This is a genomic window from Arthrobacter silviterrae, from assembly GCF_011045165.1.
GTDB classification, from domain to species: domain Bacteria; phylum Actinomycetota; class Actinomycetes; order Actinomycetales; family Micrococcaceae; genus Specibacter; species Specibacter silviterrae.
Map to the genome: position 1 here is coordinate 33,791 of NZ_JAAKZI010000029.1, position 12,883 is coordinate 46,673.

Annotated in this window: 11 protein-coding genes; 8 read left to right on the forward strand and 3 right to left on the reverse strand. The window is 65.3% G+C overall.

Annotated elements, in window-relative coordinates:
- Positions 1-29: 29 nt before the first annotated feature.
- Positions 30-1,049 carry a LacI family DNA-binding transcriptional regulator gene (locus tag G6N77_RS15015; protein ID WP_165182982.1) on the reverse strand — a complete coding sequence of 340 codons (1,020 nt, stop codon included), beginning with the start codon at positions 1,047-1,049 and terminating at the stop codon, positions 30-32.
- 14 nt (positions 1,050-1,063) lie between these two features.
- Positions 1,064-2,266 carry a Gfo/Idh/MocA family protein gene (locus G6N77_RS15020; RefSeq protein WP_165182983.1) on the reverse strand — a complete coding sequence of 401 codons (1,203 nt, stop codon included), beginning with the start codon at positions 2,264-2,266 and terminating at the stop codon, positions 1,064-1,066.
- Between the two features lie 193 nt (positions 2,267-2,459).
- On the opposite strand from G6N77_RS15020, the gene G6N77_RS15025 reads away from it, so the two are divergent.
- The 8 genes from G6N77_RS15025 to G6N77_RS15060 all read left to right on the forward strand — a co-directional run bounded on the left by G6N77_RS15025 (position 2,460) and on the right by G6N77_RS15060 (position 12,391).
- The gene (locus G6N77_RS15025) at positions 2,460-3,392 is read left to right on the forward strand and encodes a carbohydrate ABC transporter permease (protein WP_165182984.1); all 933 of its coding nucleotides are present in this window, start codon (positions 2,460-2,462) and stop codon (positions 3,390-3,392) included.
- 9 nt (positions 3,393-3,401) lie between these two features.
- Positions 3,402-4,367, forward strand: coding sequence for a carbohydrate ABC transporter permease (locus G6N77_RS15030; protein ID WP_165182985.1), 966 nt, complete (start codon positions 3,402-3,404; stop codon positions 4,365-4,367).
- A gap of 55 nt (positions 4,368-4,422) precedes the next feature.
- Positions 4,423-5,760, forward strand: coding sequence for an ABC transporter substrate-binding protein (locus G6N77_RS15035; RefSeq protein ID WP_165182986.1), 1,338 nt, complete (start codon positions 4,423-4,425; stop codon positions 5,758-5,760).
- 271 nt (positions 5,761-6,031) lie between these two features.
- A complete protein-coding gene (locus G6N77_RS15040) occupies positions 6,032-7,354 on the forward strand; it encodes an ABC transporter substrate-binding protein (RefSeq protein WP_165182987.1) in 1,323 nt (440 codons plus the stop codon).
- Positions 7,355-7,450: 96 nt separating this feature from the next.
- Positions 7,451-8,428: a carbohydrate ABC transporter permease gene (locus G6N77_RS15045; protein ID WP_165182988.1), complete on the forward strand. Its 978-nt coding sequence runs from the start codon at positions 7,451-7,453 to the stop codon at positions 8,426-8,428.
- Positions 8,428-9,333, forward strand: coding sequence for a carbohydrate ABC transporter permease (locus G6N77_RS15050; RefSeq protein WP_165182989.1), 906 nt, complete (start codon positions 8,428-8,430; stop codon positions 9,331-9,333). The genes G6N77_RS15045 and G6N77_RS15050 overlap by 1 nt, the downstream gene beginning before the upstream one ends.
- 75 nt (positions 9,334-9,408) lie before the next feature.
- Positions 9,409-10,215 carry a DeoR/GlpR family DNA-binding transcription regulator gene (locus G6N77_RS15055; protein WP_165182990.1) on the forward strand — a complete coding sequence of 269 codons (807 nt, stop codon included), beginning with the start codon at positions 9,409-9,411 and terminating at the stop codon, positions 10,213-10,215.
- Positions 10,216-10,237: 22 nt separating this feature from the next.
- Positions 10,238-12,391, forward strand: a complete 2,154-nt coding sequence (locus tag G6N77_RS15060; protein ID WP_165182991.1) for an alpha-galactosidase — start codon at positions 10,238-10,240, stop codon at positions 12,389-12,391.
- Here G6N77_RS15060 and G6N77_RS15065 read toward each other — a convergent pair.
- Entirely contained in the window at positions 12,378-12,851 is a 474-nt protein-coding gene (locus G6N77_RS15065; RefSeq protein WP_165182992.1) for a hypothetical protein, read from the reverse strand. The genes G6N77_RS15060 and G6N77_RS15065 overlap by 14 nt on opposite strands.
- Positions 12,852-12,883: the final 32 nt, after the last annotated feature.

Below are 12,883 nucleotides of genomic sequence, written 5' to 3' on the forward strand. Positions count from 1 at the left end.
CCACCGCGCCACAGTTTGTTAAAGCCGGCTTAGGGGCAGCCGCAGGAGCGGCGCACCACCAGCACCGAGGGGATGACAATGTGGGCGGGCCCGGCTGGGTCACGCTGACCCACCAGCGCGCCGACCGCGGCCGCTGCCATTTCGCGGACAGGCTGCTTGACGGTGGACAGCGGGGGCCAGCAGTACTCGGCATCGGTGGATCCGTCAAAGGAAACCATGGCCATCTCCCCCGGTACCGCCACGCCTGCCTCATTGAGCGCCCGCAGGATGCCGACGGCCTGCATGTCCGAGCTGGCAAAGACGGCTGTGGGCTGGCCGGCCGAGGCAAGCAGCCGCTTCCCGGCCGCATAGCCGCCGTCGCGCGTGAACAGGCTGCGGACAATGGGTCCTTCCGGCAGCCCGGCCGCAGCCAGCGCATCAAGCCAGCCAAGTTCGCGCCCGTCGGTGTCCCCCGATACATTGCTCCCCATTGCCAGGGCAATGCTGGTGTGGCCGTGGCCGATGAGGTGTTCGACGGCGGCCCTGGCGCCCGCCCGCAGATCCGTGCCCACCGTCGCGAACCCAGCCGCGTGCCTGGTTGTGTTCAGCAGCACCGCTGGTATGGACGCGGCCTGGAGTTCACCCAGGTCAGGGTCAAACAGGTTGCTGGCCAGCAACACCCCGTCCACCTGCCGGGCGGCCAGGTTGCGGATGTGGGCGCGTTCCCTGTCCATGGTGCCGTCCGAGTTGGTCATCAGGACCGCGTACCCCAAAGCCCTGGCTTCCTCTTCGACGGCGTGGGCCAGCTCGGTGAAGAACGGGTTCCTGGTGTCGGGCACCACCAGGCCCAGGAGGCGGCTGGAGCCCAGCTTCAACGCCCTGGCCGCGGCATTGGGGCGGTAGCCAAGCACGGAAATGGCCTCCCGCACGCGGGCCTCGGTGGCCGGTGAAACGTTCTTCGGCCCCCTGTTGACCACATAACTGACGACGGCGGCGCTGACGCCCGCGTAGCGTGCCACATCCTTGCGTGTCACCGCTGTGTGCGGGGGTCGCGCCGCCGATTCAGTCATGGTGCCAATGCTAGCTACAATTGCGCCGGCGCAGCGCCAAAGTCGTTGATCGGCAGGCGCTCACCTCCACGCAGGGCTGATTCGTGGGCCACGATGCCGGGCAGGGTGAAGCGCGCCGCCACCCAGGCATTGACAGGGGGCAGCGTGCCATTCTTCACGGCGGTGACGAAGTCATCCGCCAGGAAGTGGTGGCTGCCTTCATGGCCGTTGGGTGCACCGGCGTATTCGCCGGGCAGCCTGGACACATCATGCACCTGTGCGTGGCCGGACATGAACGCGTCCCTCAGGGCGGGGGCAACATGGGCCAGGGAGGCGTCGTCGGCCTCCATGGTGGCGTGGGTGGCCAGGTCCGCGGAAATGTCCGTAACGGATTCCTTGTCCTGCCAGACGCTGACTTCCGCCAGCTGCTCCAGGCTGGCCTCGGTGCCGAAATAGCGGAAGCGCGATTCGCGGATGTGGCAGGGGTAGCCCACGCGCCGCATTTCGTTGATACGCATGGCGCCGCCGTCGTTCAGTTCAAACAGCGCCGTGGCGTTGGAGAAGTCATTGTTGAACTGGCTGACGTCCTTGTCGAAGACGCCGTCGGCGCGCTGGTCCTTCACGCCGATGCAGCTGACGCTGACGGCGTGCGAGTCGATGGCGCCAAGGACGCCGCCCACGGAGTGTGTGGGATAAAGCATGGGCGGGTAGCTGGCGGTGCTCTTCCACTGCTCGCCGCCGCTGTATTGGTAGGCCTCGTAAAAACCGAGGTCCATGTCGTGGACGTAGTCGCCCTCGGCGTAGAAGACACGGCCGAATGCCCCTTCGGCCGCCTTGCCCCGTGCATAAACCGTGGCGGGGTTGTAGTAGCTGGTTTCACCCATCATGTAGGTCAGTTTCGTCTCGCGGACCGCCTCGATGATGTTGGCGATCTCCTCCTCGGAGACGGCCATGGGAACGGCGGAGTACACATGCTTGCCGGCGCGCAGGGCCTTGACCACCAGCGGCCCGTGGGTCCAGCGCTGGGTGAAGATGGCGACGGCGTCCACGTCTGATGCCAGCATGGCGTCAAAGTCAGCCACGGTCCCGTCAAGGGAGAGGCGCTCATTTAGCTCGGTGGCCCGTTCCGGCAGGATGTCCGTGACGGTGACGCCGGAGACATCCGGGTGCAGCTTGTAAAGCTTGGCAAACTGGCCGGCAAACTGGCCAGCTCCGACTATTCCAATGGTGACTGACATGGGGAACCCTTCTGGTGACGTGGAACACTGCTCCACGAATACTCACACAATTATCTACTCGTGTCAATAATTGAATTATCTGCATTAACCTCGATTTTTCGGCGCTGAAATTAGTTGTTGCACATCAGAATTTACTCGTGTAGATTCCTCAATTACGTGTTATCTGCATCACAACCGAGAAAGGAGCCCGCCGATGGCCACCACCGAAATCCCGGCGCTCACCCATACCGCGGCCCCGGTCCTCAAATCCGGGCGACGCGGCAAATCCGACCTCACCACGGCCTTGATATTCATTGCACCGGCCATGGTGGGCTTCATTGTGTTTTACCTGGTCCCCACCATCCGCGGCCTGTACCTCAGTTTCACCAGCTACGACCTCTTCGGCAGTCCCGTCTGGATCGGCCTGACGAACTACGTGAAAATCGCACAGGACAAGTTGTTCTGGAACGCCATGGCGGTCACCGGCGAATACGTGGTGATCAACATTGTTTTCCAGACCATTTTTGCCCTGGGGCTGGCGCTGCTGATGTACCACGTGGCCAAGTCCACACTGGTTCGCGGCGCGCTCCTGCTGCCGTACCTGATTGCCAATGTGATCGTGGCGCTGCTGTGGTTTTGGATGCTGGATTACCAGATCGGCATCGTCAACCAGGTGATCGAATGGCTGGGACTGCCCCGCGTCGCCTTCTTCGGCAGCGGAACCTGGGCCATCCCCACCATTGCCTTCATCAACGTCTGGCGCCACATGGGCTACACGGCGCTGCTGCTCTTTGCCGGCCTGCAGGCCATACCCCACCATGTCTACGAAGTTGCCGCGCTTGACGGCGCCGGCCCCTGGAAGACGTTTTGGAAGATCACGATGCCCCTGCTGCGCCCCGTCATGGTGCTGGTCCTTGTTGTCACTGTGATCGGTTCCTTCCAGATCTTTGACACCGTGGCCGTCACCACCGGCGGCGGTCCGGTCAATGCCTCCCGCGTCATCCAGCTGTACATCTACGACAAGGCGTTCACGGAGCAGGACTTCGGCTACGCGTCAGCGCTTTCCGTCATCCTTTTCGCGATCCTTGGGGTCGTGGCATTCCTGCAGATGAAATTCCTGCGCGGCAATGAATCCGAACTGGGCTAGGAGCACCACATGACAACTACTCAACGTCGCGAAGCCGTTCTTGCCGGCCCCGCAAACCGGGGCACCCGCCGTCGGGCATCCCCCACCGGGCACCCGCGGCGACCCGTCAGCTGGGGCCGTGTCAGCGCCTGGGCGGTCCTGATCCTGGCCATCCTGGTGACTGTGGTCCCATTCCTGTGGATGATCCGCACCGCACTCTCCAGCAACCACTCCCTCGCGGCAAACTCCGCCAGCCTGCTGCCGGCCGATTTCAGCTGGGGCGCCTTCAAGCGGGTGTTCGGGATGCAGAGCCCCGAAGAGGCCATCGCGCAGGGCGGCTCCGGGGCGGCCATCAACTTCTGGCTGTACCTGCGCAACTCATTCGTGGTCTCCACCATGATCACGGTGGCCCAGGTCTTCTTCAGCGCCCTGGCCGCCTACGCCTTCGCCCGTCTGCAGTGGCGCGGCCGGGACAAGGTGTTCACGCTGTTCCTCGCCACCCTGCTGGTCCCGCCGATCTTCACCGCACTGCCCAATTTCCTGCTGATCAAGAACCTGGGCCTGCTCAACACCTTCCTCGGCATTGCCCTGCCCACCATGCTCATGACGCCGTTCGCCATCTTCTTCCTGCGGCAGTTTTTCCTGGGCATGTCCCGGGAAATGGAGGAGGCGGCAAAACTGGACGGGGCCAACCACCTGCGCATCTTCTTCCAAATCGTCACCCCCAACGCCGTGGGCCCCATTGCCACCCTGTCCCTGCTGACCTTCATCGCCGCCTGGAACGACTACTTTTGGCCGCTGCTGGTCGGCCAGGACGAGAAAGTGCGCGTCCTCACCGTGGGGCTGAGCGTCTTCAAGTCCCAATCCCCCCAGGGCGCCCCCGACTGGAGCGGGCTCATGGCTGCAACGCTGGTTGCCGCGCTGCCCATCCTCCTCCTGTTCCTCGCCTTCGGCAAAAAAGTGGTCAATTCCATCGGATTCTCCGGCATCAAGTAGCACGCACCACCTCCACCAAGCAGCCCCGGCACCACACCCTACGAAAGGCCCCGCCATGAAGAAAACCCTCGCCACCGCCACCGCACTGGCCGCCGTCGCCCTGTCCCTGACCGCCTGCGGAGGCGGGTCATCCGCGTCAGCCAGCGGTGAAATCAACTACTGGCTGTGGGACGCCAACCAACTCCCCGCCTACCAGCAGTGCGCCACGGACTTCCACGCGGCCAACCCGGACCTGAACGTCAAGATCACCCAGCGCGGCTGGGACGACTACTGGTCCACCCTGACCAACGCGTTCGTCGCCGGCACCGCCCCGGACGTTTTCACCGACCACCTCTCCAAGTTCCCCGACTTTGTGGCCAAGCACCAACTGCTGCCGCTTGATGAGGCCGTCAAGACCGACAAGGTGGACCTGAAGCAGTTCATCCCCGGCCTGGCCGACCTGTGGGTGGGCCAGAACGGCAAGCGCTACGGCCTGCCCAAGGACTGGGACACCGTGGGCCTGTTTTACAACAAGGCCATGACCAAGTCCGCCGGCCTCAGCGACGCGGACATGGCCAAGCTCAGCTGGAACCCGGACGACGGCGGCACGTATGAGAAGGCGATCGCCCACCTCACCGTGGACAAGAACGGCAAGCGGGGCGACGAGGCCGGCTTCGACAAGACCAAGGTGGCCGTCTACGGACTGGGCCTGGCCGGCAGCGGCTCTGGCCAGGGGCAGACGGAGTGGAGCTTCCTGACCGGCACCACCGGCTGGACGCACACGGACAAGAACCCCTGGGGAACCAAGTACAACTACGACGACCCGAAGTTCCAAAAGACCATTGCCTGGTGGACCTCACTGGCCGACAAGGGCTACATGCCAAAGCTGGAGACCACCGTCGGCGCCTCCGTGGCCGACACCTTCGGAGCCGGAAAGGCAGCCATCAACACCAACGGCGACTGGATGATCGGGCAGTACTCCGGCTACAAGGGCGTCCAGGTGGGCATCGCACCAACCCCCACCGGCGTTGACGGCAAGCGCTCCAGCATGTTCAACGGCCTGGCGGACTCCATTTCCGCCTCGACAAAGAACCCGGCCGGCGCCACCAAGTGGGTCGAATACCTCGCCTCGCCCAAGTGCCAGGACGTGGTTGCCGGCAAGGCCGTGGTGTTCCCCGCCATCAAGACCTCCTCGGACCTGGCCGAAAAGGCCTTCGCCGCCAAGGGCACCGACGTCAGCGCGTTCACCCAGCAAGTGAAGGACGGCACCACCTTCCTGTTCCCGATCACCGACAATGCCGCCAAGATCGACGCCATCATGAAGCCGGCCATGGACTCAGTCCTCGCCGGCAAGTCACCCGCCAGCTCCCTGACGGATGCGAACAAGCAGGTCAACGACCTCTTTGCGAAGTAGCCTCCAGGGAACAGCAACCCGCCAGGGCCGAATGTTACGGCGCCCGCCCCTCCTGGGGGCGGGCGCCGCCGTTGCGGGCGCCTTTTGCGAATGCCCGCGCCAGCTCACAAGGAAAGCCTTTTCCGCAGGCCTCCGGGACATGCCGTCGCCATCCAAGGCCACAAAAGCGTGATCGAAATGTTTCTCTTTTGCACTTGACGTTTCTTTTTTGTAGTTTCATGATTGATTCATGTGATCCACTTCACAGGCTTGTGCTTTCAAGGGAGAAATCATGTCTATCAACGAAGAACGGTCTGCCAACGGCATCATCCGCCCCGGTTTTGACCGCCGCACCCTTTTGAAGACCCTCGGCGTGGGCGCCGTGGGCGCAGCCGGCATTCCGTTGCTGGCTGCTTGTACCGGCGGCTCGGCCCCGGGGGCGTCGGCCTCGGCGTCAACGTCTTTGACGTTTGGTTCGGGGTCCTCGGACGATGTCCCCAAGGCCGCGTACAAGGCAGTCACGGATGCGTTTACGGCCAAGACCAAGGACAAGGTCACCACCAACGTGGTGCCGCACAACGACTTCCAGAACAAGATCTCCACGTACCTGCAGGGCAGCCCGGATGATGCGTTCACCTGGTTCGCCGGCTACCGCATGCAGTACTACGCCGGCAAGGGCCTGCTGGCCCCCATTGACGACGTGTGGGGGAAGATCGGCGCGAACTTCTCCGACGGCATGAAGAAGGCTTCCACGGGCCCGGACGGGAAGATGTACTTCGTGCCGAACTACAACTACCCGTGGGGCTTCTTCTTCCGCAAGAGTGTCTGGGCCGAGAAGGGCTACGCGGTGCCGAAGACCTTTGACGAGCTGAAGACCTTGTGCGCGAAGATGAAGTCCGACGGCCTGGTCCCGATCGAGTTCACCGACAAGGACGGCTGGCCGGCCATGGGCACCTTCGACTACATCAACATGCGCCTGAACGGCTACCAGTTCCACATGGACCTGACGGCCCACAAGGAATCCTGGGACCAGAAGAAGGTCAGTGACGTCTTTGACACCTGGAAGGCGCTGCTGCCGTACCAGAACCCGGCGGCACTGGGCATGACGTGGCAGGACGGCGCCATCAACATGGGCAAGAAGAAGTCCGGCATGTTCCTGCTGGGCTCCTTCGTTACCCAGCAGTACACGGACAAGACCATCCTGGATGACATCGACTTCTTCCCATTCCCGGAGATCGCGATGGAGGGCCAGGACGCGGTGGAGGCACCCATCGACGGGCTGCTGCTCTCCAAGAAGGGCGGCAACAACCAGGCCGCCCGGGACTTCCTGGCGTTCATGGGCAGCCCCGAGGGCCAGGACGCCTACGCCAAGGTGGACCCCTCCAACATTGCCACGGCCAAGGGCGCGGACACCTCCACGTTCTCGCCGCTGACGAAGAAGTGTGCCGAGACCATCGCCAACGCCAAGAGCATCAGCCAGTTCTTCGACCGCGACGCCCTGCCGGCCATGGCAAACAACGTCATGATCCCGGCCCTGCAGGGCTTCATCAAGGACGGCACCATCGATGTGAAGAACCTGGAGTCCCAGGCCAAGGCGCTCTACGCCGCCCAGTAACACCCGTGTGGTGGTGGCGGGCGGTTCCCTCCGCCCGCCACCGCCGCCGCAATCGCCACCTTCAAGCAATCACTGCGAGAAAACGAGTTTGCCGCCATGAGCACGCCAACCGAACTTTCCGATTCAGCCCGCCGCGGCTCCCACGCCGGCCAAAAACCACCAGCACGCCCCCGCAGGATGTCCGGTCGGGTGCGACGCCTGTCCCGGCGGGACAAGGTGGTCCTTGGCATCATGGTGGGCATCCCCACGCTGGTGCAGCTGGCCTTTGTCTGGATTCCCACCCTGCTTTCGGTCTTCCTTTCCTTCACCCGGTGGAACGGGCTGTCCCTCTCGGACATCCGGGCTGCCGGGGTGGCGAACTACAGCTACGTCTTTACCGACAACCCGGCGTTCTGGCCGGCCGTGCAGCACAACATCCTGTGGCTGCTGTTCCTGGCCGTGATCGCCACCCCGCTGGGCCTGCTGCTGGCGGTGCTGCTGGACCAGCAGATCCGCGGCTCCAAGATCTACCAGAGCATCTTCTTCGTCCCCGTCATGCTCTCCCTGGCCCTGGTCGGCATCATCTGGCAGCTGTTCTACCAGAAGGACAACGGCCTGCTGAACTTCCTGCTCGGCACCGCCGGCACCCCGGCAGCCGTTGACTGGTTCGGCAACTCCAGCATCAACATCTGGGCCGCCCTGGTCGCCGCCACCTGGCGCCACGCAGGCTACGTCATGATCCTCTACCTGGCCGGACTGAAGGGAGTGGACGCTTCCCTCAAGGAGGCCGCGTCCCTGGACGGGGCCAACGCCACCCAAACCTTCTTCCGCATCGTCTTCCCCGCCATGGCCCCCATCAACATCGTCATCGTGGTCATCACCATCATCGAATCCCTCCGCGCCTTTGACGTGGTCTGGGTCATCAACAAAGGCACCAACGGCCTGGAACTCATCAGCGCCCTGGTCATCACCTACCTCATCGGGGAGGGCCAGTCCATCGGCATCGGCTCCGCGTTCGCCGTCATCCTGCTCGTCATCTCCCTGGTCCCCATCACCATCTACCTCTCCCGCACCTTCCGGAAGGAGAAGTTCTAATGTCTGCTTCCACCACCACAAGGCCCGCCCGCCCCGCCACAGGCCGGACCGGCCGCAGCCGCCCCCACTACGGCACCCACCTCTTCCTCACCGTCATGGCCGTCATGTGGATGGTCCCCCTGGGCTGGGCCTTGTTCACGGCCCTGCGCCCGAAGGCTGACACCGACAAGTACGGCTACTTCAGCCTCGGCGGCGCGTTCAATTTCGACAACTTCGCCACCGCCTGGACCCAGGGCGGGTTCCCGCGCTACTTCATGAACTCGCTCATCATCACCATCCCCACCATCATCCTGGTGCTGCTGTGCAGTTCCATGATGGCCTTCGCGGTGAGCCGGGTGAGCTGGAAATTCAACGTCACCCTGCTGATCATGTTCACCGCCGGGAACCTGCTCCCGCCGCAGGTGCTGGCCACGCCGCTGTTTGAAATGTTCAAGCTCATCCAGCTCCCCTACTGGTTCAGTGACTCCGGCAGCCTCCTGAACACCTACCTCTCCGTCATCATCGCCAACACCGCCTTCCAGATCGGCTTTTGCACCTTCGTGCTCTCCAACTACATGAAGGCGCTCTCCGCGGACCTGACGGAGGCGGCACTGGTGGACGGTGCGGGGATCTGGCGCCAGTACGTCTCCATCATCATGCCCCTGTGCCGGCCGGCCATCGCCGCCCTGGCCACCCTGGAACTGATCTTCATCTACAACGACTACTTCTGGCCGCTGCTCTTCATCCAAAGCGGCGACAGGCTCCCCGTCACCACCGCCATCAACAACCTCCAGGGCACCTTCCTCTCCAACTACAACCTCCTCGCCGCCGGCGCCACCATCACCGTCATCCCCACCCTGGTCGTCTACCTCGTCCTGCAACGCCACTTCGTCGCCGGCCTCACCCTCGGCTCCAGCAAGGGCTAAGCGTCGCGGATGAAATCTTCACAGCACATGAAAAGCGGGGCGGGCGATCCCCTCCCCCGAACAGAGGAGGTGCCCATGCTTGCCGACGTCCGCCGCACTGAAATTGTGGCCATCGTGGCGCGTGAACGCGTGGCGCGGGTCGCCGACCTGGCCGAGCTGCTCGGCGTCTCCGTGGTCACCGTCCGCCGGGACATTGAGGCCCTGGACGACGCCGGCCTGGTCCAGAAGATCCATGGCGGCGCCAAGCTGCCGGGCGATGCAGGCACCCACGAGCCAGGCTTCGAGCTCAAGTCCACGCAAAGCACCCAGGAAAAGAAGGCCATCGCCCAGGCAGCCGTGCAGCTGGTCCACGACGGCATGGCCATTGGTCTCAGCGCCGGCACCACCACCTGGGCCCTCGCCAAGGCGCTGAGCTCCCGGAAGAACCTGACTGTGGTGACGAACTCCGTCAAGATCGCCGATGTCTTTCAAGGTGCCGGCTCGCGCGTGTCGGTGATTCTCACGGGCGGCGAGCGTACGCCGTCGGACGCCCTGGTCGGTCCCATCGCCACCCAGTCGGTCCGTTCCCTGCACCTGGACATCCTGTTCCTGGGCGTGCACGGGGTGGATGAGGTGGCTGGCTTCACCACGCCGAACCTCCTCGAAGCCGAGATGGACAGGGCCCTCATCGAAGCGGCCCGCCGGGTGGTGGTGCTGGCCGACCACAGCAAGTGGGGCACAGTGGGCATCAGCACCATCGCCGCCATGGAGGACGTGGACGAGGTCATCAGCGACGACGCCCTGGGCCTGGAGGCACAGCGGATCCTGCGGGAGCACGTTGGCAAGCTCCGGCTGGTCGGCATTGCCACGCATTCACCCGAATCCTTGGCCGCACAGTCTTAACCCACCCAGTCAGGAGCCACACGTGTCATCCATTCACTTGCGCCAGGGCGGGACCTCCCTTCTCTTGGGGCTCGACGGCGGCACCCCGGAAATCCTGCACTGGGGCGCCGACCTTGGCGGGCGCCTCCCAGATCCGGCATTGCTGCCCGACGCCGTTCCACACTCCTCCTTCGACTCCCCCGTTGTGCTGGGGCTGCTCCCGCAGGCGTCTTCCGGCTGGCTGGGGAGGCCCGGGTTGCGGGGGCACAGCCTGGCAGCTGCCGCCGGAAGCGGGCCCGGCGACGCGGGCGGGGCAGGATTCTCGCCCCGCCTCCGCCTGGTCGGGGCCGACTCCGACGCGACCTCGGCCACCATCACCCAGGCCGACCCGGACCTCGGCCTGGAGCTGACAACGTCGCTGCGCCTCCACCCGGGCGGCCTGTTGGAGGTCGGCCACACGCTGGCCAACACCTCACAAGGGCCGTTCGCCCTGGACGAGCTGGGCATCGGCCTGCCGGTGGGGCCGGCCGGCACCGAGGTGCTGGACCTGACTGGCCGGTGGTGCCGGGAGCGGCACCCGCAGCGCCATCCCGTCCAGCAGGGAACCTGGGTGCGCAGCGGCCGGCACGGCCGCACGGGCCACGATTCGTCCCTGTTGATGGCCGTGGGTTCGGCCGGCTTCGGCAACCGCCACGGGCAGGTCTGGGCCGGCCACTTTGCCTGGAGCGGGGACCATGAGCAGTTTGTGGATGCCACGGCGGACGGGCGCACCGTGCTGGGCGCGGCCGAACTCCTGGGCAGCGGCGAGGTGGTGCTGGCCCCCGGCGAAAGCTACTCGACGCCCGCGTATTTTGCCGCTTACTCGGACCGCGGCCTTGACGGCATTTCCGAGGCGTTTTACGCCTGGTTCCGGGCCCGGCCGCACCACCCCGCCACGCCGCGGCCCGTGGTGCTGAACACCTGGGAGGCCGTCTACTTCGACCATGACCTGGGCGTGCTGACAGAGCTGGCGGAGTCGGCGTCGGAGCTGGGCGTGGAACGCTTTGTGCTCGACGACGGCTGGTTCCGCCACCGCCGCGACGACCACGCCGGCCTGGGCGACTGGTACGTTGACAGCGGCGTCTGGCCGGAGGGGCTGCACCCGCTGGTGGACGCCGTCACCTCGCGCGGGATGCAGTTCGGCCTGTGGGTGGAGCCGGAGATGGTCAACGTCGATTCCGACGTGGCCCGCGCCCACCCCGACTGGATTGCCGGCCCCGTCCCCAGGCACGACGCCGGGTCCCGGCTGCCGCTTGAATGGCGCCGCCAGCAGGTGCTGGACCTGGTCAATCCGGAGGCATGGCAGTACGTTTTTGACCGGCTGGACGCACTGCTCACCGAATACCCCATCGCCTACCTGAAGTGGGACCAAAACCGGGACCTGCCCGAGATGGGCCACCATGGCCGTCCCAGCGTCCACCGCCAGACACTCGCCGCCTACCGGCTTTTCGAGGCCCTCAAGGCCGCCCACCCCGGGCTGGAGATTGAAAGCTGCTCCTCCGGCGGGGCCCGCGTGGACCTGGGCATCCTGGAGCGGACAGACAGGGTCTGGGCCTCAGACTGCAATGACGCGCTGGAACGTCAAACCATCCAGCGGTGGACGTCCATGGTGGTCCCGCCCGAGCTGGTGGGATCGCACATCGGGCCGACCACGGCACACACCACGGGGCGCACCCACAGCCTGGCCTTCCGCGCCATCACGGCGCTGTTCGGGCACTTTGGCATGGAATGGGACATCCGCGAGGTGACCGGGACGGACCGGGAGGAACTGCGGCAGGTGATCGGCCTGTACAAAAAGCACAGGGACCTCATCCACGGCGGCACCATGGTCCGAGCGGACATCCCGGACCCTTCGCTCATGCTCCACGGGGTGGTGGCCGGGGACGGCACCCGGGCGCTGTTCGCGCTCGCGGCGGTGTCGACGTCGTTCTCGGAACGGCCTGGCCGGGTGGCGATCCCGGGCCTGCTACCGGACACCAGCTACCGGGTGGAGGCGGTGTACCCGGGCACGGGCGGACACCCTTTCCTGCAGGAGGCGGCACCGCCATGGATGTCCGGCGGGGTGGAGGCCACGGGGCGCTTTTTGGCCGCGGCCGGGCTGCCAATGCCCATCCTGAACCCGGAACAGGCCATCCTGCTGGAGGTCACGGCCCGCTAATGGGGCTCGGTGCCGGCTTGCGGGGCGCTGCGGCAGAATCCGCCCTGGCCGCCAGCAGTTGTGCCGCCTGGGCCAGCAGATCCCCGTCCGGCTGCGTCCGCACGGGCTCCGCCGTTTCGCTGCGGGGCACGCCGGCAGGCCCGACGGCGGAAGGCCCGACGGCGGCCAGCTCGGCCTGGATGCTGCGGGCAATTGTGTCGAAGAGGGCCGCGTCCTGGGGCGTGGCCAGCTTGCTCGTTTTCAGGCTGGTCAACACCACCAGGCCGGGCAGGCGGCGATTTCCGGCCGGATCCAGTGCGGACTCAATGGCCCACTGCGCCCGCGCCCACCACTGGTCCCGGCGGCCGGCGTCGAGAGCCTGGCGGTAGGCCAGGTACGCCACCACGGCCGTAACAAACACGCCCGTAGAGGAGATGACCGGCAGCCAGTCCCGGCCCCACGCCGCCAGGTTCCCCATCACGGCACCCACCTTGTGTCCATAGCCGCATCCTA

Coding starts and splice junctions, on each gene's coding strand:
- G6N77_RS15030 (WP_165182985.1), top strand. CDS start 3,402: ATGACAACTACTCAACGTCGCGAAGCCGTTCTTGCCGGCCCCGCAAAC.
- G6N77_RS15050 (WP_165182989.1), top strand. CDS start 8,428: ATGTCTGCTTCCACCACCACAAGGCCCGCCCGCCCCGCCACAGGCCGG.
- G6N77_RS15020 (WP_165182983.1), bottom strand. CDS start 2,266: ATGTCAGTCACCATTGGAATAGTCGGAGCTGGCCAGTTTGCCGGCCAG.
- G6N77_RS15055 (WP_165182990.1), top strand. CDS start 9,409: ATGCTTGCCGACGTCCGCCGCACTGAAATTGTGGCCATCGTGGCGCGT.
- G6N77_RS15040 (WP_165182987.1), top strand. CDS start 6,032: ATGTCTATCAACGAAGAACGGTCTGCCAACGGCATCATCCGCCCCGGT.
- G6N77_RS15045 (WP_165182988.1), top strand. CDS start 7,451: ATGAGCACGCCAACCGAACTTTCCGATTCAGCCCGCCGCGGCTCCCAC.
- G6N77_RS15015 (WP_165182982.1), bottom strand. CDS start 1,049: ATGACTGAATCGGCGGCGCGACCCCCGCACACAGCGGTGACACGCAAG.
- G6N77_RS15035 (WP_165182986.1), top strand. CDS start 4,423: ATGAAGAAAACCCTCGCCACCGCCACCGCACTGGCCGCCGTCGCCCTG.
- G6N77_RS15025 (WP_165182984.1), top strand. CDS start 2,460: ATGGCCACCACCGAAATCCCGGCGCTCACCCATACCGCGGCCCCGGTC.